Below are 22187 nucleotides of genomic sequence, written 5' to 3' on the forward strand. Positions count from 1 at the left end.
ACCGGCCACGACGGTGGCGCGCGTGGGAGATGGTTTTAGGGGCGCGGGGAACTGCGCGATCAGCCACGGCGGTAGCGCGCTGTCAAGGCGTGCTGCTCAGGATTTTGGCTGCGATGGCTGTCACCCCGGCGGCGCCCACGCCGATGAAGAAGGCGGCCGTCAGCAGGCGGGCTCGGAGCAGGCGGTACTGGGTTTCGGCTCGGGCCGCCGTGGCCCGGAGCGATCTCACGTGGGCTTCCACGTAGGCCCGTTGGATGTCGGCGGCCTGCGTCTCCGTCAGCCACGGCACCCGTTCGGTGAACCGGCGCGCCGCCACAGTGGCCTCCAGGTACCCCTCGATCTCCCGGATCACCGCGCCTCCCGTACGTCGAACGCCGGCGACTCCGACCGGATGCGCGGCAGAGCAACGAAGTTGTGCCGCGGCGGCGGGCACGACGTGACCCACTCCAGCGAACGCCCGTGCCCCCACGGATCGTCGACCCCGACCGGCTTCCCGTAATGGGCCGTCCGCCACACGTTGTAGAGGAACGGCAGGAACGACATGCCCAGCACGAACGAGAAGATCGTCGAGACGGTGTTGAGCCCGGTCAGCCCCTCCACCGCCAGATAGTCCGGCACCCGCCGCAGCATGCCCCGCGTACCCAGCCAGTGCTGCACCAGGAACGTGCCGTGGAAGCCGATGAACAGCGTCCAGAACGTCACCTTCCCGAGCCGCTCGTCGAGCATCTTCCCCGTGAACTTCGGCCACCAGAAGTGGAATCCGGCGAACATCGCGAAGACGACGGTGCCGAAGATGACGTAGTGGAAGTGGGCGACGACGAAGTACGTCTCGCCGACGTGGAAATCCAGCGGCGGCGCCGCGAGGATCACCCCGGTCAGACCGCCGAACGCGAAGGTGATCAGGAACCCCATCGCGTAGAGCATCGGCGTCTCGAACGACAGCGAGCCCTGCCACATGGTGCCGATCCAGTTGAAGAACTTCACGCCGGTCGGCACGGCGATCAGGAACGTCATGAAGGAGAAGAAGGGGAGCAGCACCCCGCCCGTGACGTACATGTGGTGCGCCCACACCGTCACCGACAGACCCGCGATCGCGATGGTGGCGCCCACCAGACCCTGGTAGCCGAACATCGGCTTGCGGCTGAAGACCGGGATCACCTCGGAGATGATCCCGAAGAACGGCAGCGCGATGATGTAGACCTCCGGATGCCCGAAGAACCAGAACAGGTGCTGCCAGAGCAGCGCGCCCCCGTTCGCCGCCTCGAAGACGTGCGCCCCGAACTTCCGGTCCGCCTCCAGGGCGAACAGCGCGGCCGCGAGAACCGGGAGGGCGAGCAGGACGAGTACGCCCGTCAGCAGCACGTTCCACGTGAAGATCGGCATCCGGAACATCGTCATGCCGGGCGCCCGCATGCAGACGATCGTCGTGATGAAGTTGACCGAGCCGAGGATCGTGCCGAAGCCGGAGAGGGCAAGCCCCATGATCCACATGTCGGCGCCGATCCCCGGCGAATGGACGGCGTCGGACAGCGGCGCGTACGCGAACCATCCGAAGTCCGCCGCTCCTTGGGGCGTCAGGAAACCGCCCACGGCGATCAGCGACCCCAGCAGGTAGAGCCAGTACGCGAACATGTTCAGGCGCGGGAACGCCACGTCCGGCGCGCCGATCTGCAGCGGCGTGATCCAGTTCGCGAACCCGGCGAACAGCGGTGTCGCGAACATCAGCAGCATGATCGTGCCGTGCATCGTGAACGCCTGGTTGAACTGCTCGTTCGACAGGATCTGCGTGCCGGGACGGGCCAGTTCGGCCCGCATGAACAGCGCGAGCACCCCGGCCAGGCAGAAGAACCCGAACGACGTGACGAGATACAGCGTGCCGATGGTCTTGTGATCGGTGGTGGTCAGCCACCCTCTCTTCCCTCTCATGCCCGGTACGTGTCCGGGCCCGGCCCGCACGTCACCGCGCACCCCTGCCCGGAAGATCACACACCGCACCTGTGAACATCGGGGCGGAGCCGGACACAGACCGGGCATGAGCACGGACGCACCACGGGCACAGGCATGAGCGGCAGCACGACGGACGACGCCTTCGCGGCGGCCTACCGCGCCCACTACTGGGCCGTCAGCCGCTTCGTCGCGCGCCGCCTGGACCCCGGGGCCGCCCACGAGGTCGAGGAGGTCGTCGCCGACGTCTTCTCCATAGCGTGGCGGCGCCGGGGCGAGCTGCCGCCCGAGACGCCGCTGCCGTGGCTGTACGCCGTCGCCCGCAACTGCCTCGCCAACACCGTGCGGGGCCTGGGCCGGCGCCGCCGTCTGCTCGACCGCATCGGCCACCACGAACGCGCCCAGCACCGGCAGATCGTGGCGGGCCCCGACAGCGAGGAGCCCGGCGCCTGGATCCATGAGGCGCTGGCGCGGCTGAACCCGGCCGATCAGGAGGCGTTGCGCCTGACGGCCTGGGAGGAGTTGGGCGTCGACGAGCTGGCCGTCGCCCTGGAGTGCAGTCGGAGCGCCGCCGCGATGCGGTTGCACCGTGCCCGGCGCCGGTTGCGCGCCGAGATCGACCGGATGAACATGACCGTCACCGCAGGAGACCACGCCCGTGACCGATGACCTGGCCCTCCTTCGCGCCGCCAATCCGGTGCCGGGCGACGACCCGCGCTACGCCGACTCGCGCGCCCTGCACCATGGTGCCGAGCGCGCTCTGAACCAGTTGCTGCATCGGGGGCGGAGGGTTCGGCGGGGGCTTGTGCTCCGCGCGGAGGCCGCCGTGTGCGCCGTCGCCGCCCTCCTGATCCTGGCCTTCTCCTACGCAGCGACCCCCGCCGAGGCGACCCCACCTCCGACGGTGCCCCAGGCCCCGGCCCGGTAGCGTCGTGGCTGGTCGCGCAGTTCCCCGCGCCCCTGAGGCATGCGCTTCGCGCAGCCTCCCCTTCAGAGGCTGCGGCTCCGCCGCGCCTCTCTTGATGAGATGGCGCACGAAGTGCGCATCTCAGGGGCGCGGGGAACTGCGCGACCAGCCACGACGGTGGTGCACCCGAAACGGCTACTTCGGGCGGCGGTCGCCGTGGCCGGGCCACCAGGCGGCGTGGCCGATCAGGGCCGTCAGGGCCGGGGTGAAGACCATCGCCATCACGAACGCCGCGATCACGATGCCGAACGACAGCGCGAACCCCATCTGCGACAGCGTCGAGTTCCCGGCCAGCATCAGGGTGGCGAAGGTCCCGGCCAGGATCACGCCCGCCGAGGCGATCGTCGGCCCGGAATGCCGCACGGCGGTCCCGGCCGCGTCATGCGGACTGCGCCCGGCCCGCGCCTCCTCGCGCAGCCGCGACACCATCAGGATGTTGTAGTCGGTGCCGAGCGCGACCACGAACAAGTACATGATCACGGGGAGCATGAACATCAGCCCGGGCTGACTGCCGATCTGCGTGAACAGGAACGACGTGGCACCGAGCGTGGCGCCGAACCCGAGCGCCACCGACGCCATCAGGTACCAGGGCGCGACCAGACTGCGCAGCAGCAGACCCAGGATGACCATGATGCAGAGCGCGGCGACGGGGAAGACCACGGAGTAGTCCCGGTCGACGGCCTTGTTGATGTCGACGTAGACGGCCGTGATGCCGCCGACCAGCGCCTTGGTGCCGTCCGGCGCGTCGGCCCGGGCGGCGGGCCGCAGGTCGTCGCGGACGGTGGACATGGCGGCGTCGGAGGCCGGCGGATCGTCGAGGATCACGCTGTAGGCCGCGGCGGTGCCGTCCGTGGAGCGCGTGGCCGCGCCGACGGTCCCGACCCCGTCGACCTCGGACAGGGATTTCCGGAACGCGGCGGTCTGCGCCACGGTGAGCGGGGTGTCCGAGTCCGACGTGAGGTAGACGCTGGTGGGGTCGGTGGTGCCCGCGGGAAAGCCCTTCTCCAGGTCGTCGAGGGCGACCATGGACTCCTTGGTCTTGGGCAGCGACGACGTGGAGAGGTCGAAGTTGGCCTTGTAGCCGAGGGCGCCCAGCGCGAGCACGCCCATGACGAGCGCGGAGACCAGCGCCCACACGGCGGGCCGCCGCCCGATCGCCCCGCCGAGCCGGGCGAACCCGGTCCCGGTCGGCTCCCGCTGCCAGGACTTGGACGGCCAGAACACCTTCGTACCGAGCAGCGAGACAACCGCGGGTACGAGCGTCAGCCCGGCGCACAGCGTCACGAAGACGGCGATGGCGAGCGCCGGGCCCATCGACTTGAGCATGCCGAGGGTGGAGAGCGCGAGGGCCGCGAACGCGACGATGACCGCGCCGGCCGCCGAGGTGATGGCCTCGCCGACCCGTTCCACGGCGTGCACCATGCCCGCCTTCGGGTCCTCCCCGTCGCGCAGCGCCTCTCGGTAGCGGAACAGCAGGAACAGGATGTAGTCGGTGCCGACGCCGAACAGGACGACGGTGAGCAGCTCCTGGATCGAGGAGTCGGCCTTCATGTCGAACGCCTTGTTGGCGGAGGCGATCAGACCGGTCGCGAGCGGCGAGATGAGCCCGATCAGGACGACCGGGAGCAGCGCGATGATCGGGCTGCGGAAGATCAGCAGGAGCAGCACGACGATGATGACGATGGTGCCGACGCCGACCAGCAGGCCCGCGCGTTCGGACGCCTCGGACTCGTCGAGGGCGGTGGCGGCGGAGCCGGTGATCCCGGCGTGCAGGCCGGCGCCCTTGATCTCCTGCTGGAGGTCGCCGCGCAGGGTCTTCACGGCGTCCTGCTCGGAGGTGTCCGACGGGTCGGTGATCTTCGGCATGGCGACCATGGAGGTCTGCACGAGCCCGTTCGGGGAGGCCTTGCCGGGGACGACCGCGTCGACCTCGGGGATGTCCTTGGCGGTGAGTTCCCTGGACACGCGGACGATCTCGGCGGAGTCGGCCGCGGTCAGCTTCTCGCCGTCGGACCGCTGGAAGACGATGACGGCCCCGATGTTCTGCTGTTTCGGGAACTCCGTCTCCTGGACGTCGGCCGCCTTGATCGACTCGTAGCTGTCGGGCAGGAAGCTCGCCTCGTCGGAGCTGGAGGTCAGTTTCGGCGCCAGCGAGATCACCGCCGCCGCGACCACCACCCAGCCGAGGATCACCCACCACGGCCTGCGGACCACGAACCGCCCCAGAGCTGCGAACATCGCTCACCGTCTCCCGTCGCGCACGCCCCCGGGTTCCCCCGGTCAGCCTCACCCGAGCGGGCCGGAGCTGCCACTCGGGGAGAGGGATCACGGCTCGCGGAACAGATATATGCGCGAGGTATTCCGGGACGCGGCGCAAAGGCGTAGATTCCCCTCACCGTCGCCGTACATGGGACATGCGGATGAACTGCGTCGGCGCTGTTCATCCTCTCCCCCCTCCCGTGTCACGGTGGGCGGACGGCAGGCGTGCAGCACAGGGGGCCACCTGCGAGGCGGACCCGGCCGCTCCCCTCGGACGCACCACCCGGCCGGGTCTCGCCGCCCCTGATCGCGTACCGCCAAAGGTTTTCCACAGGCTGTGGGGGCCTGTCGGCGAAGTGTCGGCGGGGCCGGGCACTATGGGGCCATGAGTGACAGCAACGGGTCCATGCCCGACTGGGAGAAGCGCTTCCGGGCGCCGCGCGTGTCCCTGCCCGACTGGGCGGAGGACGCCCCGGCCCGCTCCCTCTTCGTGTCGAACGCGACGGGGACGTACGAGCTGTACGCCTGGGACAGAGCCACGGGCACCCAGCGCCAGGCGACGGACCGGGCGAACGGGACGACGGACGGGGTGCTCTCCCCCGACGGTGAGTGGATCTGGTGGTTCAGCGACAAGGACGGCGACGAGTTCGGCGTCTGGCTGCGCCAGCCCTTCGGCGGCGGCGCGGACACCGAGGCCGTGCCGGGGCTCGACCCCTCGTACCCGGCGGGCCTCGCGATCGGCCGGGACGGGCGGACGGCCGTGGTCGGCCGGTCCACGGACGAGGACGGCACGACGCTCCACGTCGTGCGGCCGGGCGCCGACGCCCCGGCCGAGATCTACCGGCACCGCGAGTCCGCGGGCGTCGGCGACCTGAGCCACGACGGCACCCTCATCGCGATCGAGCACACCGAGCACGGCGACGCGATGCACTCCGCGCTGCGCGTGGTCCGGCTCGACGGCTCGACCGTCGCGGAGCTGGACGACACCGAGAGCGGCGAGAAGGAGCTGGGCCTCGAAGTGCTCGGCTTCGCGCCCGTCGAGGGCGACACCCGGCTGCTCGTCGGGCACCAGCGGCGCGGCCGCTGGGAGCCGATGGTGTGGGACATCGCCTCCGGCACCCAGACCGACCTGGCCCTCGACCTGCCGGGCGACGTCTCGGCGGAGTGGTACCCGGACGGCTCGGCGCTGCTCATCGCCCATGAATTCGAGGCCCGCGGCGACCTGTGGCGGTACGAGTTCGGCTCCGGCGCGCTGACCAGGGTCGACACCCCCGCGGGCACCGTCTCCGGCGCCACGGTCCGGCCCGACGGCAGCGTCGAGTACCTGTGGTCGTCGGCCGCCGAGCCGCCGGTGGTGCGCTCGACGACCGGCGAGGTCGTCCTCGATCCGCCCGGGATGCGCGCGCCCGCCTCCGTGCCGGTCGAGGACGTCTGGGTGGAGGGCCCCGGCGGCCGTATCCACGCGCTCGTGCAGAAGCCGGCCGGGGCGAGCGGGCCGCTGCCCACCGTCTTCGAGATCCACGGCGGCCCCACCTGGCACGACTCGGACTCCTTCGCGGCGGGCCCGGCGGCCTGGGTCGACCACGGGTACGCGGTGGTCCGGGTCAACTACCGGGGCTCGACCGGCTACGGCAGGGAGTGGACCGACGCCCTCAAGCACCGGGTCGGCCTGATCGAGCTGGAGGACATCGCGGCTGTCCGCGAATGGGCGGTCACCTCCGGCCTCGCCGACGCCGAGCGCCTCGTCCTGGCGGGCGGCTCCTGGGGCGGCTATCTCACCCTGCTCGGCATCGGCACCCAGCCCGGCGCCTGGGCCGTGGGCCTCGCGGCGGTCCCGGTCGCCGACTACGTCACGGCGTACGAGGACGAGATGGAGGCCCTCAAGGCGCTCGACCGGACCCTGTTCGGCGGGGCGCCCGACGAGGTCCCGGACCGTTTCACGGCGTCGTCCCCGATCACGTACGTCGACGACGTGAAGGCCCCGGTCTACATCTCGGCGGGGCTCAACGACCCGCGCTGCCCCATCCGCCAGATCGACCACTACGTGGACCGGCTCGCCGCGCGCGACGCGGTGCACGAGGTGTACCGGTACGAGGCGGGGCACGGCTCGCTCGTCGTCGACGAGCGCATCAAGCAGGTAGCGCTCGAACTGGACTTCGCGAGGCGCCACTTGCCGGCCTGAGCCGCCCGGCGGGGCGGCGGCGGGGGGCGCGGGATGTGGCTTTATATCGGACCCGTACCGTAGAAGGCGTGTACCGGTTCCTGCTGACCCCCCGCTGGCTGGGGATCCACCTCTTCGTGCTGCTCGCGATCCCGTTCTGCCTGTACATGGGCTCGTGGCAGCTCAGCCGCTTCGAGGGCCGGATGGACAACCACCGGACGGCGACGGAGCAGACGGAGACCAACAGGACGGCGGCGGCCCGCCCGCTCGCCGCCCTGCTCCCGGTCTCCACCGACACCTCCGGCAAGCGGACCACCGCGACCGGGCACTACGGCAAGCAGCTCCTGGTCCCCAACCGCGACCTCGACGGGCGGAACGGCTTCTACGTCGTGACGCTGCTGAAGGTCGACGGCACGGGCAAGGCGCTCCCGGTGGTCCGCGGCTGGCTGCCCGGCACGGCGTCCGCCGCGAAGGCGCCCGCCGCGCCCACCGGCGACGTCACGGTGACCGGCGCGCTCCAGGCCTCCGAGTCCCAGGGGTCGAACGGGGTGACGGCCACCGGCGGTCTGCCCTCAGGACAGCTCGGCATGATCAGCGCCGCGTCGCTCGTGAACCTGGTGCCGTACGACGTGTACGACGCCTGGGTGACGCTCGACAAGGCCGACGGGTCAATGAAGCCCGTCCCGGCCACCGCCGCGCAGGGCAGCGGCCTGGACCTGAAGGCGTTCCAGAACCTCGGCTACACCGGCGAGTGGTTCGTCTTCGCGGGCTTCGTCGTGTTCATGTGGTTCCGCCTGGTCCGGCGCGAGGCCGAGACCATCCGGGACGCGGAGCTGGGCCTGGGCGCCCCGGACGAACAGGGCGCCGCACAGGCCTGACGGTCAGGACGCGGGCAGCAGTCCCGTCTTGTACACCGTCCCGGCGCACGCGTCCGGGATCGTCGCGGCGGCCGAGGGCGACCCGGGCTCCGCGGTGTGCGAGACGACCACGCTCCCGTCCTCCCCGTCCGAGCCCAGCTGGGGTGCGAGCTGCGCGGAGGCGGAGCTGTCGCCCGTGGTGGGCGTCGTGTCCCCGCTCGTCGACGGCGTCGGAGTCGGCTCCCCGCCGCCCCCGGTGCCGCCGGTCCCGCCGCCGTCACCGCCCGCCGAACACGGCGTGGACGGCACCCAGGCGAACCGCACCTCGTACGCCTTGCCGGGCTCCAGGACCAGCTGGGTCGGCTGGGTCGCCGGGTCGGGCAGGCCGGACGCCCGGTCGCCGGTGGTGTGGTCCACGACGTTCACCGCCGAGGGGTTGGCCGCGCCCTGCGCGATGGTGACGATGCTGCCGGGGCTGTCGATCGTGCAGTTGCCGGCCGAGGTGTTGGTGACGCGGAAGGAGCCGTAGACCGCGCCGCTGGCGTCGGGGGCGCCGACCGTCGGCACCGGAGTGCCCAGCTCGGCCGCGTCGCAGGTCGGGGAGGACGCGGCGGCCGTCGACGCGGGATCGGCGCCGGCGGTGGCACCGCCACCCGCGCTCTTGTCACCGTCGCCCTTCTCGCCCTTCTTCCCGTCCTTGCCGTGCTGCTCGGAGGGCCCGGCCGAGCCGCCCGACTGCTTGTCGCCGGCTCCGGGGGATTTTCCCTTGTGCGTGGCCGTGCTGTTGCCCGCGATGGACGGGTGGTCGGGCGAGCCCGTGCTCGTCACGTGCAGCACCGCGGGGATCGCCATCGCGACGAAGACCCCGGCGGCGATCGCGCCGACCGTGGCCTGGCGCTTGCGGGCCCGGCGGGCCGGCACCGCGCGCCGCAGCTTCTCCAGCGCGGCGTCCGACGGCTCGATCTCCTCGACGACCTGCCGCATCATGCGTCGCAGCGCCAGCTCGTCGTCGGCCGCCGCATCGGCCGGGCGACGGGGTCCGTCGTTCACAGTTGAGTTCCCAGCGTGTCGGTCGTCCGTGTGGTGCATGTGGTGCTCGTCGTGCCCCCCGGAGCGCGCCTCCGGGGCCCGGCCGTCCTGGCCGTGCTGTTCTCGGTCCGGGGTGCTCATGCCGGCGCCTCCATGGCGACGCGCAGGGCCGCGATGCCGCGGGAGCCGTAGGCCTTCACGGAGCCCAGGGATATCCCGAGCGCCTCGGCGACCTGCGCCTCGGTCATGTCCGCGAAGTAGCGCAGCACGAGGACCTCGCGCTGGCGCCGCTGGAGCCCCTTGAGCGCCTTCTTCAGGGCGTCGCGCTCCAGGAGGTCGTACGCCCCCTCCTCCGCGCTCGCCATGTCGGGCATCGGCTTGGTGAGCAGCTTCAGGCCGAGGATGCGCCGGCGCAGCGTGGACCGCGACAGGTTCACCACGGTCTGGCGCAGGTACGCGAGCGTCTTCTCGGGGTCGCGCACGCGCTTGCGGGCCGAGTGGACCCGGATGAACGCCTCCTGCACGACGTCCTCGCAGGAGGCGGTGTCGTCGAGGAGCAGCGCCGCGAGTCCGAGCAGGGAGCGGTAGTGGGCGCGATACGTCTCGGTGAGGTGATCGACTGTGGTGCCGGCCGCCATCGTGTCGTCAGCGCCCTGCAGTTGCGTCGGAATGCTCGCGGGCATGGGGGCGATCACCGGCATGCCGCCGGGCGCCCGCCCCCGAGCACGGCGCACGCCGAGGGGTGCGAGGGGTGGGCGGAGAACCGCCGTGCCTCTCGCTTGTACCGCTGTGAAGTCGAGTACCTCTGCCACGCTTGTTGGACACGCTTCCCCCCGTCAGGGTTGTACGCGTCCGACACCCGATTTGCGACACCCTTCGCCCCCGACAGCGGTGGCACCGCGCTCCATGCCGACATGCGTACCTGCTCTTCCCCTATGCCCCTATTGCGCCCTGCGCGCGAGTCCCCCGAGGACGCCCGCTAAAGACGCTCCCCACCCCGCGTGCGGTTGCGGGGTGGGGAGGGAAATCTTCGAACGCTCAACGGCCCGCCAGCAAGTGGTCTGGACCAACGTCACACACAGAACCTACACAGATTTTAAGATCGAATCCGCATATGGGAAGGGGCAGACCGCAGGCCGGACACGGCGCGGGCCCCTATATCCCGACATAGGGGCGGGGATCAGCTCGCGGAAAACTCCGCCGCCACCAGTTCGGCGATCTGCGCGGTGTTCAGCGCGGCCCCCTTGCGCAGATTGTCCCCGCACACGAAGAGTTCGAGTCCGGCCGGATCGTCGAGCGAGCGGCGCACGCGGCCCACCCAGGTCGGGTCGGTGCCCACCGCGTCGGCGGGCGTCGGGAACTCGCCCGCGCCCGGGTTGTCGAAGAGCACGACGCCCGGCGCGGTGGCGATGATCTCGCGCGCCCCGTCCGCGGTGACCTCGCTCTGGAAGCGGGCGTGGACGGTGAGGGAGTGCGTCGTGACGACCGGCACCCGGACACAGGTCACGGCGACCTTCAGCTCCGGCAGCCCGAGGATCTTGCGGGACTCGTCCCGCACCTTCATCTCCTCGGTCGAGAAGCCGTCGTCGGCGAGCGAACCGGCCCACGGTACGACGTTCAGCGCGACCGGCTCCGGGAACGGGCCGGTGGCGTCGCCCACGGCACGGCGCACATCGCCGGGGCTCGTCCCCAGCTCCGTACCGGCGACGAGCGACAGCTGGGCGCGCAGGGTCTCGACACCGGAGCGGCCCGCGCCGCTCACCGCCTGGTACGAGGAGACGACCAGCTCGCGCAGGCCGAACTCGGCGTGCAGCGCGCCGACGGCCACGATCATCGACAGGGTCGTGCAGTTCGGGTTGGCGATGATGCCGCGCGGCCGCACGCGCGCGGCGTGCGGATTGACCTCGGGGACGACGAGCGGCACGTCGGCGTCCATCCGGAAGGCCGCGGAGTTGTCGACGACGACCACGCCCTTGGCGGCGGCGATCGGCGCCCACTGGGCGGCCACCTCGTCGGGCACGTCGAACATGGCGACGTCGACCCCGTCGAAGACCGACTCCTCCAGGGCGACGACCTCGACCTCCTCGCCGCGCACGGTGAGCTTGCGCCCGGCCGAGCGCGGGGAGGCGACGAGCCGGATCTCGCCCCAGATGTCCGCACGCTGCGACAGCAGTTGCAGCAGAACGGCGCCGACGCTCCCGGTCGCACCCACGACCGCGAGCGTCGGACGCCGCATGGAGTTTTCGGCCATCAGCGGCCGGTGCCTCCGTAGACCACGGCCTCGTCGGAGTCCGAGTCGAGCCCGAAGGCGGAGTGCACGGCGCGCACGGCCTCGTTCACGTCGTCGGCGCGCGTGACCACCGAGATGCGGATCTCGGAGGTCGAGATCAGCTCGATGTTGACGCCCGCGTCGGTCAGCGCCTCGAAGAAGCCGGCCGTGACACCCGGGTTCGTCTTCATACCGGCGCCGACGAGCGAGATCTTGGCGATCTGGTCGTCGTAGCGCAGCGAGTCGAAGCCGACAGTGGCCCGCTGCTTCTCCAGGGCGTCGATGGCCTTGCGGCCCTCGGTCTTGGGCAGCGTGAAGGAGATGTCCGTCAGACCGGTCGACGCCGCCGACACGTTCTGGACGATCATGTCGAGGTTGATCTCGGCGTTCGCGATGGCCCGGAAGATCTTCGCGGCCTCGCCCGGCTTGTCCGGAACGCCGACGACGGTGACCTTCGCCTCGGAGGTGTCGTGCGCGACACCGGAGATGATCGCCTGCTCCACGGACTCTGCCCCTTGCTTCTTCACGAGCGGTTCGTTGCTGACCCACGTGCCCTGCAGTCCGCTGAAGCTGGACCGCACGTGGATCGGGATGTTGTAGCGACGGGCGTACTCCACGCAGCGGTGGAGCAGCACCTTCGACCCGGAGCTGGCGAGCTCCAGCATGTCCTCGAAGGAGATCCAGTCGATCTTCCGCGCCTTCTTCACCACGCGCGGGTCGGCGGTGAACACGCCGTCGACGTCGGTGTAGATCTCGCAGACCTCGGCGTCGAGCGCGGCGGCAAGGGCGACCGCGGTCGTGTCGGAACCGCCACGGCCCAGCGTGGTGATGTCCTTCTTGTCCTGCGAGACACCCTGGAACCCGGCGACGATGGCAATGTTGCCGTCGTCCAGGGACTCCTTGATGCGGCCCGGCGTGACGTCGATGATCCGGGCTTTGTTGTGGACCGAGTCGGTGATGACACCGGCCTGACTGCCCGTGAACGACTGGGCCTCGTGGCCCAGGTTTTTGATCGCCATGGCCAGCAGGGCCATGGAGATCCGCTCCCCGGCGGTCAGCAGCATGTCGAACTCTCGTCCGGCAGGGATCGGGGATACCTGCTCGGCGAGATCGATCAACTCATCCGTCGTGTCGCCCATCGCGGACACCACGACAACCACCTGGTTGCCGTTCTTCTTGGCGTCCACAATGCGCTTGGCGACCCGCTTGATGCCCTCGGCATCGGCTACGGAGGAGCCTCCGTACTTCTGCACGACAAGGCCCACGTGCGCTCCTCGCTCAGTCCGTCTGTCACCGCGCATGCGCATGCATGGCGGTCGGCTCAGTTTAACGAGCGGCCGAATTCCGCCCCGGCTATATCGCATCGTGAGATGTCCCGCCCACGAAGTGATCACCGGGCCAACTGGCCATCGGCGTCCGGCCGCTCCGGACAAGCACATGCCCACGCCCTCCGGGGTCAACCGGAATCGTGGGGCGGGTCACATCGGAGGGGTGCTCACTTCACCGTGCGCAGGCCCAGAGGAGCGGCGATCTCCTCCGCCATGACACGGCCCGCCTCCTCCTCCAGGGTGCCTTCCCCGGTGGACAGGTCCTCGTCGGTGTCGAGGCCGTCCAGCTCCGCCAGCGGCTGGTTCAGGCGGACGTGGGCGACCAGGGACTGGAGGGCGCGCAGGGTGGCCGAGGCGGTCGAGCCCCAGTTGGAGAAGTACGAGAACTGCCACCACCACAGGGCCTCGGTCACCCGGCCCGCGCGGTAGTGCGCCATGCCGTGCCGCAGGTCGGTGACGACATCGGCCAGATCGTCCGAGATCCGGGCCGCGACGGGCGCCTTGCGGGGCTCGTACGGGTCGAAGACCTCGGAGTAGACGTCGATCGGGTCGAGCATTCTGGCCAGCCGCTCGCGCAGCTCGTCGACATCGGCCTCCGGGCCGAGGTCCGGCTCGTAGCGCTCGTCCGGGACGATGTCCTCGTGCGCGCCGAGCCGGCCGCCCGCCAGCATCAGCTGGGAGACCTCCAGGAGGAGGAACGGCACGGCGGAGTCCGGCTCGTCGCCCTTGGCGATCTCGGCGACCGCGACGATGAACGACTCGATCTGGTCGGAGATCTGGACCGCGAAGTCGTTCGGGTCCTGGCTCGTGGCGTGCAGGGTGGCATCAGACATCTAGGAGTCGTCTCCCCTCGAAGGCACGGCCGAGGGTGACCTCGTCCGCGTACTCCAGGTCGCCCCCGACGGGGAGGCCGCTGGCCAGGCGGGTGACCTTCAGGCCCATGGGCTTGATCATGCGGGCGAGGTACGTCGCCGTGGCCTCGCCCTCCAGGTTGGGATCAGTGGCCAGGATCAGCTCCGTGACCGTCCCGTCGGCCAACCGCGCGAGAAGTTCTCGTATACGCAGATCGTCCGGACCCACGCCTTCGATCGGGCTGATGGCACCGCCGAGGACGTGGTACTTCCCGCGGAACTCACGGGTCCGCTCGATGGCGACGACGTCCTTGGGCTCCTCGACCACGCAGATGACGGAGGGGTCGCGGCGCGGGTCCCGGCAGATGTTGCACAGCTCCTCCTGCGCCACGTTTCCGCACGTGGCGCAGAAGCGGACCTTCGCCTTGACCTCCATCAGCGCCTGCGCGAGCCGCCGGACGTCGGTGGGCTCCGCCTGGAGGATGTGGAAGGCGATCCGCTGCGCGCTCTTGGGACCGACGCCGGGCAGCCTGCCCAACTCGTCGATGAGGTCCTGGACCACGCCTTCGTACACGGATCAGTCGCCTTCCGGTGGGGTGTCGCTCGGTACGTACGGTAGTCGGCGCCCGCCCTAGAAGGGGAGGCCCGGGATGCCGCTGCCGCCGCCGAGGCCCTGCGCGAGCGGGCCGAGCTTCTGCTGCTGCAGCGTCTGCGCGTTCTCGTTGGCCGCCGCGACCGCCGCGATGACCAGGTCGGCGAGGGTCTCGGTGTCCTCGGGGTCGACCGCCTTCGGGTCGATCGTCAAGGCCCGCAGCTCGCCCGAGCCCGTCACGGTCGCCTTGACGAGGCCGCCGCCCGCCTGGCCCTCGACCTCGGTCTGCGCCAGCTCTTCCTGAGCCTTCGCGAGGTCCTGCTGCATCTTCTGGGCCTGCTGGAGCAGCTGCTGCATGTTGGGCTGGCCACCACCGGGGATCACGGTCAACTCCTGGGGTCCGGGTGCGTGCGGTCTGAGTAGTACCGAGCCTACGTGGTCCGGGGAGCCACCGCCCTGGCACCTTTGACTGCACTCTTTCGAGTGAGAACGCCCGCGGCCCTATACCTGATGAAGGCCCACTTCTAGGCGTAAAACCCGCGAAAACGGGACCTTGGCCACCCATTGGGCGGTAGGAAGATGCTGCACATCGAGCCCCAGCCGTGACCAGTCGAGGGAGTGCCGGGTGAGTCAGCCGGAGATGCAGCCCGAAGGACCGCCCCAGGAGGGTGCCGGCGACCTCACCGGGCGGGCGTTCCCGCTCGGCGACTGGGGCGAGCCCGCCGAGCGGCTCGACGAGCTGTACCGGTGGGTCGAGCGGGGCGCCCTGCGGACCGCGGACCGCTATCTCGCCGACCGGATCTGGAAGCGCCGGGGCGCTCGGGCGCTGCGGGCGGCGGCCGTGTTCGGGGCCGTGTGCGCCGGGGTGCTGCCGCTGCTCGACCTGACGGGCACCGCGTCGGGGACGGCGCCGTGGGGGTATCTCGCCCTGCTGCTGGCCGTGGCGAGCGTCGGCTGCGACCGGTACTTCGGGCTGACCTCGGGCTGGATAAGGGATGTCGCCACGGCACAGGCGGTGCAGCGGCGACTGCTGGTGCTCCAGTTCGACTGGGCGTCGGAGAGCGTCCGTGAGGTGCTGGGGCCCGCCGACGGGACCGCGAGCGAGGCCGCCGAGCGGTGTCTGGGGGTGCTGCGGCGGTTCTCCGAGGACGTGACGGAGCTGGTGCGGGCCGAGACGACGGACTGGATGGTGGAGTTCCGCTCCGGCCCCGCGCCGCTGATCCTGCAGTCCTCGATCCCGAGCCCGACCCCCCGCTCCCCGGAGACGAACGGCATCCCCCGCTTCCCCCTCCCCCCGGGCACCCGCCCGAACATGCCCCGCCAACGCCCTCCGGAGCCGCGGTAGGGGCCGCCCGGAACGCTCCCCCCCGCGCCGGGGTGCCGCCTTGCCCACCCTGCCGCCCCAGGCGGCAGACTGCCCAAGGCTGGGGACCTCGACTGAGGCGCCCCGTCAGGGGCGCGGGACTGTGCACATCAGCGGCTCCGCCGCAGGGCGCGACAAGCCCCGCAAGGGGCGCGGGGAACTGCGCGGCCAGCCACGACGAGAGCCGCACACGAGCGACGGCCCAGGGGCGCGGGGAACTGCGCGACCAGCCACGACGAGACCGGTGGCTGCCCACGCACCGTAAAAGGCGGCCCGCAGCTAGGCTGACCCGAACACATCGACCAGCTGCCCCCGGAGGGGACGCGTGCCCGCATCCGACGCCCCCGCCGTCACCCGCAACACCCTGCGCCAGCAGATCGCGGACGCCCTGCGCGACGAGATCCTGAGCGGCCGCCTCACCCCGGGCCAGGAATTCACCGTCAAGGAGATCGCCGACGGCTACGGCGTCTCGGCCACCCCCGTCCGCGAGGCCCTGGTCGACCTCACGGCCCAGGGCCTCCTCGACTCCGCCCAGCACCGCGGCTTCCGCGTCCACGAGTACTCGCTGGCCGACCACCGCGCCATGATCGAGGCCCGCAGCCTGGTCGCCGACGGCATCTTCCGCGGGCTCGCCGAGAACGCCCCCGAGGATCCGGGCACCTTCGAGGCCCTGGCCGGAGTGCGCCGCCGCGGCGAGGAGGCGGCCCGCGCCGCGACCGCCGGCGATCTGAACGTGCTGATCGGCTACGACCTGCGGTTCTGGCGGGAGCTCTCGGCGCTCTTCGGCAACCCCTACCTCTCCGACTTCTTCCACCGGCTGCGCGTCCAGTCCTGGATGTACACGGTGCCCCACCTGCGCCGGGCCGGGGATCTGAAGGGCAGCCTGTGGGCCGGGCACTGCGAGCTCGTGGACGCCCTCGCCGCCCGGGACCCGCGCCGCGCGCACGCGATCATCGCCGCGTACAACGCCGACTCGCTCGCGCTGGTCGAGCGCCTCACCGGCGCAGGATCCCGCTGAACGCTTCCCTGCAAGACAGGTCTGCCCCGGCCCGCCGCGCACTACCCTTGCGCTACGCAGGACGTCCGACTCTAAGGAGCCCCCTTGGCCTGTGACCTGTGGCTCGTCCCCCTCGTCGACGTGCTGTGCCACAGCCCCGACAATCCCTTCGCCGACGAACTCGCGCTCTACGACAAGGCGTTGCACGAGGCAGGACTGCCGCCGGTGCCGGTCTACTCGTACATGCCGGGGCTCTCGGGCGACGTGGCCCCGGTCGCGGGGTTCGACTACGACGCGCTGCACTTCCTGCGCCGGGCGTACCTGCTCCAGCTGTGCGGGCTCGCGGTGACGCCGGTCGACGAACTCGGCGGGGACTACGAGCAGTTGCTGGAGATGTTCGAGTCGACGGCGCAGAGTTCGCATCTGGTGTGGCACTACGACCACGCGGGCGCGTACGTGCCCGTGGACTTCCCGACCCCGCTGTCCAACGACGAACTGCTCGCCGGGGGCGGCCCGCTGGGCTCGTCGCACGCGCTGCTGCGGGAACTGGAGTACGTAGCCGCGGCGATCGGGATCGACCCGTCGAACCCGCCGTCGGCGCCCGCGCCGCCCGCCGGGCCCACCGCGCTGGAAGAGCCGGCGGCCGCGGTGCCGCTCGACGACAGCCCGTTCGCGCGGGAGCGTCACGTGTGGCTGGGCCTGCACCAGGCGGCGACCCGCAGCCTGGCCCAGGGCTCGATGATCATCTTCAGCTGAACCGTTCCGGTGGGCCGGGCCCCGGCCCACCGGAAACCGAGCGCTAGACCGTGTGCTCGTCCGCGACGCTCAGCGCCGCGTCGAGGGCGGCGAGGCCCTCCTTGGCCTCCGCCTCGGTGATGTTCAGCGGCGGCACGACGTGCGTACGGTTCATGTTGATGAAGGGCCACAGGCCGTTCTTCTTGGCGGCGGCGCCGAACGCGGCCATCGGCGCGTTGTCCGCACCGGCCGCGTTGTACGGCACCAGCGGCTCGCGCGTCTCCTTGTCCCGTACGAGGTCCAGGGCCCAGAACATGCCGACACCGCGCACCTCGCCCACCGACGGGTGCCGCTCGGCGAGCTCGCGCAGGGCCGGCTCGATGATCTCGGCGCCGGTCCTCGCGGCCTGCTCGACGATGCCCTCCTCCGCCATCACGTTGATGGTGGCGACGGCGGCGGCGCAGGCCAGCGGGTGCCCCGAGTAGGTGAGACCACCGGGGTACGGGCGCTTGGCGAAGGTCTCCGCGATCGCGCCGGAGATCGCGACACCGCCCAGCGGCACATAGCCCGAGTTCACGCCCTTGGCGAAGGTCATCAGGTCGGGCGTGACGTCGTACAGGTCGGCGGCGAACCACTGGCCGGTGCGGCCGAAGCCCGCCATGACCTCGTCGAGGACGAAGACGATGCCGTACTTGTCGCACAGCTCGCGGACACCGGCGAGATAGCCGGCGGGCGGCAGCATGATGCCGGCCGTGCCCGGGACGGTCTCCAGGATGATCGCGGCGATGGTGGCCGGACCCTCGAACTGGATCGTCGACTCCAGGTGCTCCAGGGCGCGCGCGCACTCCTGCTCCTCCGTCTCGGCGTAGAAGCGCGAGCGGTACAGGAACGGCGCCCAGAAGCGCACGACACCGGCCGAGCCGCTGTCGTTGGCCCAGCGGCGCGGGTCGCCGGTGACGTTGATCGCCTGCTGGGTGCCGCCGTGGTACGAGCGGTACGCGGAGAGCACCTTCGGGCGGCCGGTGTGCAGCCGGGCCATCCGCAGGGCGTGCTCGACGGCGTCCGCGCCGCCGTTGGTGAAGAAGATCTTGTCGAGGTCGCCGGGGGTGCGCTCGGCGATGAGGCGTGCGGCCTCGGAGCGCGACTCGACGGCGAACGCGGGCGCGAAGGTCGTCATCGTCGCCGCCTGCTCCTGGATCGCGGCGACGACCTTCGGGTGCTGGTACCCGATGTTCGTGTAGACGAGCCCGGAGGTGAAGTCCAGGTAGCGGTTGCCGTCGTAGTCCCAGAAGTACGAGCCTTCGGCACCGGCGACGGCGAGCGGATCGATGAGTTCCTGTGCGGACCAGGAGTGGAACACGTGCTTGCGGTCCGCGGCCTTGACGGCGGCGCCGACCTGGGGATTCGGCTGAGGGGTCATGGGGCCGAGGGTAAAGGTGCGCCGCCCCCGGGTGCCATCGGCGTCCTGTCTGCGGGACGCCGGGGAACACGACAGTCTGTCGCCCGCCGCCGGAAGGGCCCTGGGCGGGGCCCTTATCAGGACAGGTCCGTTACGGAACCGTAGAAGCCAGTAAGGGTCCCTCTGTCGTAGGTCGGCACTATTCTCGGTTTTGTTGCACACATACCGGGGGAGGGTGGCGCGACATGGACAGACTTGAGGCTCTGGGACCGGGGGACCCGCAGCGCATCGGGGCGTACCGGCTGCTCGGCCGGCTCGGCGCGGGCGGCATGGGGCAGGTGTATCTGGCGCGCTCGGAGCGCGGGCGCACCGTCGCCGTGAAGCTGGTGCGCGAGGAGCTGGCGGAGCAGGAGGAGTTCCGGGACAGGTTCCGGCAGGAGGTGCAGGCCGCCCGGCAGGTCGGCGGCGCCTGGACGGCGAGCGTGCTCGACGCGGACACCGGGGCGCAGGTCCCGTGGGTGGCGACCGCGTACGTGGCGGGGCCCTCGCTCCAGCAGGTCGTCTCGCACGACTACGGCGCGCTGCCGGAGCGTTCGGTACGCATCCTGGCGGCCGGCCTCGCCCACGCGATCAAGGACGTGCACGCGGCCGGGATCGTCCACCGCGACCTGAAGCCGTCGAACGTGCTGGTGACGATCGACGGCCCGCGCGTCATCGACTTCGGCATCGCCCGCGCGCTGGAGACGATCACCGACGGCGGTCTGACGCGGACCGGCGCGCTGGTCGGCTCGCCCGGATTCATGGCACCCGAGCAGGTGCGCGGCGACCGGATCACCCCGGCCTGCGACGTGTTCTGCCTGGGCTCGGTGCTGGCGTACGCGGCGACGGGCGCGCTGCCGTTCGGCACGTCCAACAGCGGGGTGCACGCCCTGATGTTCCGGATAGCCCAGGAGGAGCCGGATCTGACGGCCCTGCCGGAGGGGCTGCACGAGCTGGTCCGGGACTGTCTGCGCAAGGAGCCCCGGGAGCGGCCGACGCCCGCCGAGATCCTGGAGCGCACCGGCGCCGAGGACACCCTGGGCGACGGCGGCCGCACCCGCGACCCGTGGCTGCCCGGCGCGCTGGTGGCCCAACTCGGGCGGCACGCGGTGCAGTTGCTCGACTCGGAGGATCCCGACGGCGGCGACGCCCCGGCGCCCGTACCGGCGCCCGCGCCGCCTCCGCCCGGCGCGCCCGGCGGCGCGACTCCGGTGAACCATCTGCCGACGGTGGTCGTCAGCCAGAGCACACCGGCCGCCCCGGCGGCCGTGCCGAACCCGCCCGCGTACGGCTATCCGCACCAGGCTCCGGCGTACGGCTACCCGCACCAGGGCAGCTGGAGCCAGACCCCGCCCTACGGTCCCGCGCCGCTGCCCGCGCAGGAGCCGCGCCGCACCCGCTCGTCGGCGGCGCTCGTCGCGGTGGCGCTGATCGTGGCGCTCGGCGCGGGCGGTTCGGTGTACGCGCTGATGAAGGACGACGGCAGCGGGGGGAGCGGGTCGCCGCAGGCCGGCGGCGCGGGGTCCACGGCCCCGGTGTCGTCGTCCGCGTCGCCCCAGACCTCCACGCAGGGCCAGGACGCCCCGGCCTCGCAGCAGCCGACCACACCCACCGGGACGGTCGAGTCGCCGTCCCCGCAGTCGGGCGGTGACGCGGGCGCGATACCGGAGAAGTACCTGGGCACGTGGGACGGCGCGATCGACAACGAACTGGGGCACCACCCCCGGCAGATCACCATCCAGCAGGGCGGGACCGGCGACACGGTCCTGTCGATGACGGCGGACGGCTACGACAAGGAGGGCGCGCCCTACCACTGCGTCTTCCAGGGCCAGTTGACGTCGGCCAGTGATTCCACCCTGCGCATCGGCGGCACCGACCTGGTGGTCGCCGAACCCCGCGCGGACTGCGCCCCGGGCCGGCCCAGCACCATAACGGTCCTGCCCTCGGGCGAGCTGCGCCGCGTCATGGTCGACGCGACGGGCAAGAAGCAGACCCTGACGTACACGAAGAGCGGCTGAGCCCTGGACGGACGGTGCCCCGGCCCGCCGAGGCGGACCGGGGCACTGAACGACCGTCGTCCTGCGGGCGTCCTACAGGAACGAGTTGATCTCGATCGTCTCGTCGCGGCCGGGGCCGACGCCGATGGCCGAGATCGGGGCGCCGGACATGTCCTCCAGCGCCTTCACGTACGCCTGCGCGTTCTTCGGGAGGTCCGCGAAGGTCTTGGCCTTCGTGATGTCCTCCGACCAGCCGGGCAGGTACTCGTAGACCGGCTTCGCGTGGTGGAAGTCGGTCTGGCTGTACGGGAGTTCCTCGACGCGCTCGCCGTCGATCTCGTACGCGACACAGACCGGGATCTGCTCCCAGCCGGTGAGGACGTCGAGCTTGGTGAGGAAGAAGTCCGTCAGGCCGTTCACGCGGGTCGCGTAGCGGGCGATGACCGCGTCGAACCAGCCGCAGCGACGGTCACGGCCGGTGGTGACACCGCGCTCGCCGCCGATGCGGCGCAGGTCCTCGCCGTCCTGGTCGAACAGCTCGGTCGGGAACGGTCCGGCGCCGACACGGGTCGTGTACGCCTTCAGGATGCCGATGACCCGGCCGATCTTCGTCGGGCCGACGCCCGTACCCGTGCAGGCGCCGCCCGCGGTCGGGTTCGACGAGGTGACGAAGGGGTACGTGCCGTGGTCGATGTCGAGGAGCGTGCCCTGGCCGCCCTCGAAGAGCACGACCTTGTCCTCGTCCAGCGCGTTGTTGAGGATCAGGGTGGTGTCGGCGACATAGCCCTTGATCTGGTCCGCGTAGCCGAGCAGCTCCTCGACGACCTGCTGCGCCTCGATGGCGCGGCGGTTGTAGAGCTTGGTCAGGAGCTGGTTCTTGACCTCGAGAGCGGCTTCGACCTTCTGGGTGAGGATCGACTCGTCGTAGAGGTCCTGGACGCGGATGCCGACGCGGTTGATCTTGTCCGCGTAGGTCGGGCCGATGCCGCGGCCGGTGGTGCCGATCTTCCGCTTGCCGAGGAAGCGCTCCGTCACCTTGTCGACCGTCACGTTGTACGGCGTGATGATGTGCGCGTTGCCGCTGAGCAGCAGCTTGGAGGTGTCGACGCCGCGCTCGTTCAGACCGCTCAGCTCGGAGAGCAGGACCGACGGGTCGACGACGACACCGTTTCCGATGACCGGTGTGCACTCCGGCGAGAGGATCCCGGAAGGGAGGAGGTGGAGCGCATACTTCTGGTCGCCTACGACGACCGTGTGACCGGCGTTGTTGCCGCCCTGGTAGCGCACCACATAGTCCACGGATCCACCGAGCAGGTCGGTGGCCTTTCCCTTGCCTTCGTCACCCCACTGAGCACCGAGCAGCACAAGTGCGGGCACAGGCGTACACCCCTTCCGGGCGG

General features: G+C 71.1%; 20 protein-coding genes. 8 read left to right on the forward strand and 12 right to left on the reverse strand.

What is annotated here, in order from left to right; all coding sequences use genetic code 11:
• Positions 1-82: 82 nt before the first annotated feature.
• Positions 83-352 carry a hypothetical protein gene (locus K377_RS09830; RefSeq protein WP_111662839.1) on the reverse strand — a complete coding sequence of 90 codons (270 nt, stop codon included), beginning with the start codon at positions 350-352 and terminating at the stop codon, positions 83-85.
• Entirely contained in the window at positions 349-1926 is a 1578-nt protein-coding gene (gene ctaD / locus K377_RS09835; RefSeq protein WP_111662840.1) for a cytochrome c oxidase subunit I, read from the reverse strand. The genes K377_RS09830 and ctaD overlap by 4 nt, the downstream gene beginning before the upstream one ends.
• Positions 1927-2061: 135 nt before the next feature.
• On the opposite strand from ctaD, the gene K377_RS09840 reads away from it, so the two are divergent.
• Entirely contained in the window at positions 2062-2613 is a 552-nt protein-coding gene (locus K377_RS09840) for an RNA polymerase sigma factor (RefSeq protein ID WP_111662841.1), read from the forward strand.
• Positions 2603-2872 (forward strand): hypothetical protein, encoded by a 270-nt coding sequence (locus K377_RS09845; protein ID WP_111662842.1) that lies wholly within the window; start codon positions 2603-2605, stop codon positions 2870-2872. The genes K377_RS09840 and K377_RS09845 overlap by 11 nt, the downstream gene beginning before the upstream one ends.
• Positions 2873-3046: 174 nt before the next feature.
• Here the strand turns inward: K377_RS09845 and K377_RS09850 are convergent, their stop codons facing one another.
• Positions 3047-5149: an MMPL family transporter gene (locus tag K377_RS09850; protein WP_111662843.1), complete on the reverse strand. Its 2103-nt coding sequence runs from the start codon at positions 5147-5149 to the stop codon at positions 3047-3049.
• 406 nt (positions 5150-5555) lie between these two features.
• Between K377_RS09850 and K377_RS09855 the strand changes: the two genes are divergently transcribed.
• Together K377_RS09855 and K377_RS09860 are read left to right on the forward strand one after the other, a co-directional pair.
• Positions 5556-7352, forward strand: coding sequence for a prolyl oligopeptidase family serine peptidase (locus K377_RS09855; protein WP_111662844.1), 1797 nt, complete (start codon positions 5556-5558; stop codon positions 7350-7352).
• Between the two features lie 68 nt (positions 7353-7420).
• A complete protein-coding gene (locus tag K377_RS09860; protein WP_111662845.1) occupies positions 7421-8209 on the forward strand; it encodes an SURF1 family protein in 789 nt (262 codons plus the stop codon).
• A 3-nt stretch (positions 8210-8212) separates the two neighbouring features.
• Here the strand turns inward: K377_RS09860 and K377_RS09865 are convergent, their stop codons facing one another.
• From K377_RS09865 to K377_RS09895, 7 genes are all read right to left on the reverse strand, one after another.
• Entirely contained in the window at positions 8213-9358 is a 1146-nt protein-coding gene (locus tag K377_RS09865; RefSeq protein ID WP_111662846.1) for a hypothetical protein, read from the reverse strand.
• Entirely contained in the window at positions 9355-10029 is a 675-nt protein-coding gene (locus tag K377_RS09870) for a SigE family RNA polymerase sigma factor (RefSeq protein ID WP_111662847.1), read from the reverse strand. Before K377_RS09870 ends, K377_RS09865 begins: the two co-directional genes overlap by 4 nt.
• Before the next feature lie 368 nt (positions 10030-10397).
• Positions 10398-11468, reverse strand: a complete 1071-nt coding sequence (locus tag K377_RS09875; RefSeq protein WP_111662848.1) for an aspartate-semialdehyde dehydrogenase — start codon at positions 11466-11468, stop codon at positions 10398-10400.
• Positions 11468-12751, reverse strand: coding sequence for an aspartate kinase (locus K377_RS09880; RefSeq protein WP_111662849.1), 1284 nt, complete (start codon positions 12749-12751; stop codon positions 11468-11470). The genes K377_RS09875 and K377_RS09880 overlap by 1 nt, the downstream gene beginning before the upstream one ends.
• 230 nt (positions 12752-12981) lie before the next feature.
• The gene (locus K377_RS09885; protein ID WP_111662850.1) at positions 12982-13647 is read right to left on the reverse strand and encodes a DUF5063 domain-containing protein; all 666 of its coding nucleotides are present in this window, start codon (positions 13645-13647) and stop codon (positions 12982-12984) included.
• Positions 13640-14239, reverse strand: a complete 600-nt coding sequence (recR, locus tag K377_RS09890; RefSeq protein ID WP_059194093.1) for a recombination mediator RecR — start codon at positions 14237-14239, stop codon at positions 13640-13642. Before recR ends, K377_RS09885 begins: the two co-directional genes overlap by 8 nt.
• A 57-nt stretch (positions 14240-14296) precedes the next feature.
• The gene (locus tag K377_RS09895; RefSeq protein ID WP_111662851.1) at positions 14297-14641 is read right to left on the reverse strand and encodes a YbaB/EbfC family nucleoid-associated protein; all 345 of its coding nucleotides are present in this window, start codon (positions 14639-14641) and stop codon (positions 14297-14299) included.
• A 241-nt stretch (positions 14642-14882) separates the two neighbouring features.
• On the opposite strand from K377_RS09895, the gene K377_RS09900 reads away from it, so the two are divergent.
• The 3 genes from K377_RS09900 (at position 14883) to K377_RS09910 (ending at position 17373) form a co-directional block, all read left to right on the forward strand.
• A complete protein-coding gene (locus K377_RS09900; protein ID WP_111662852.1) occupies positions 14883-15602 on the forward strand; it encodes an SLATT domain-containing protein in 720 nt (239 codons plus the stop codon).
• A 343-nt stretch (positions 15603-15945) separates the two neighbouring features.
• Positions 15946-16638 carry a GntR family transcriptional regulator gene (locus K377_RS09905; protein WP_111662853.1) on the forward strand — a complete coding sequence of 231 codons (693 nt, stop codon included), beginning with the start codon at positions 15946-15948 and terminating at the stop codon, positions 16636-16638.
• A gap of 84 nt (positions 16639-16722) precedes the next feature.
• Positions 16723-17373 carry a hypothetical protein gene (locus tag K377_RS09910; protein ID WP_111662854.1) on the forward strand — a complete coding sequence of 217 codons (651 nt, stop codon included), beginning with the start codon at positions 16723-16725 and terminating at the stop codon, positions 17371-17373.
• Positions 17374-17416: 43 nt separating this feature from the next.
• Here K377_RS09910 and K377_RS09915 read toward each other — a convergent pair whose 3' ends face one another.
• Complete coding sequence (locus K377_RS09915; protein WP_111662855.1) at positions 17417-18772, reverse strand: aspartate aminotransferase family protein; 1356 nt, start codon at positions 18770-18772, stop codon at positions 17417-17419.
• Positions 18773-18996: 224 nt separating this feature from the next.
• On the opposite strand from K377_RS09915, the gene K377_RS09920 reads away from it, so the two are divergent.
• Positions 18997-20808, forward strand: coding sequence for a serine/threonine-protein kinase (locus K377_RS09920; RefSeq protein ID WP_343238089.1), 1812 nt, complete (start codon positions 18997-18999; stop codon positions 20806-20808).
• Between the two features lie 72 nt (positions 20809-20880).
• Here the strand turns inward: K377_RS09920 and K377_RS09925 are convergent, their stop codons facing one another.
• The gene (locus K377_RS09925) at positions 20881-22164 is read right to left on the reverse strand and encodes an adenylosuccinate synthase (RefSeq protein ID WP_111662856.1); all 1284 of its coding nucleotides are present in this window, start codon (positions 22162-22164) and stop codon (positions 20881-20883) included.
• Positions 22165-22187 lie beyond the last annotated feature (23 nt).

Origin of the sequence: Streptomyces sp. PsTaAH-137, from assembly GCF_003259365.1 — a bacterium.
Classification (GTDB): Bacteria; Actinomycetota; Actinomycetes; order Streptomycetales; family Streptomycetaceae; genus Streptomyces.

Excerpts from the sequence above, each read along its gene's own strand:
- ctaD (WP_111662840.1), bottom strand. The coding sequence starts at position 1,926 with ATGAGAGGGAAGAGAGGGTGGCTGACCACCACCGATCACAAGACCATC.
- K377_RS09840 (WP_111662841.1), top strand. The coding sequence starts at position 2,062 with ATGAGCGGCAGCACGACGGACGACGCCTTCGCGGCGGCCTACCGCGCC.
- K377_RS09850 (WP_111662843.1), bottom strand. The coding sequence starts at position 5,149 with ATGTTCGCAGCTCTGGGGCGGTTCGTGGTCCGCAGGCCGTGGTGGGTG.
- K377_RS09855 (WP_111662844.1), top strand. The coding sequence starts at position 5,556 with ATGAGTGACAGCAACGGGTCCATGCCCGACTGGGAGAAGCGCTTCCGG.
- K377_RS09865 (WP_111662846.1), bottom strand. The coding sequence starts at position 9,358 with ATGAGCACCCCGGACCGAGAACAGCACGGCCAGGACGGCCGGGCCCCG.
- K377_RS09875 (WP_111662848.1), bottom strand. The coding sequence starts at position 11,468 with ATGGCCGAAAACTCCATGCGGCGTCCGACGCTCGCGGTCGTGGGTGCG.
- K377_RS09885 (WP_111662850.1), bottom strand. The coding sequence starts at position 13,647 with ATGTCTGATGCCACCCTGCACGCCACGAGCCAGGACCCGAACGACTTC.
- K377_RS09915 (WP_111662855.1), bottom strand. The coding sequence starts at position 18,772 with ATGACCCCTCAGCCGAATCCCCAGGTCGGCGCCGCCGTCAAGGCCGCG.
- K377_RS09920 (WP_343238089.1), top strand. The coding sequence starts at position 18,997 with ATGGACAGACTTGAGGCTCTGGGACCGGGGGACCCGCAGCGCATCGGG.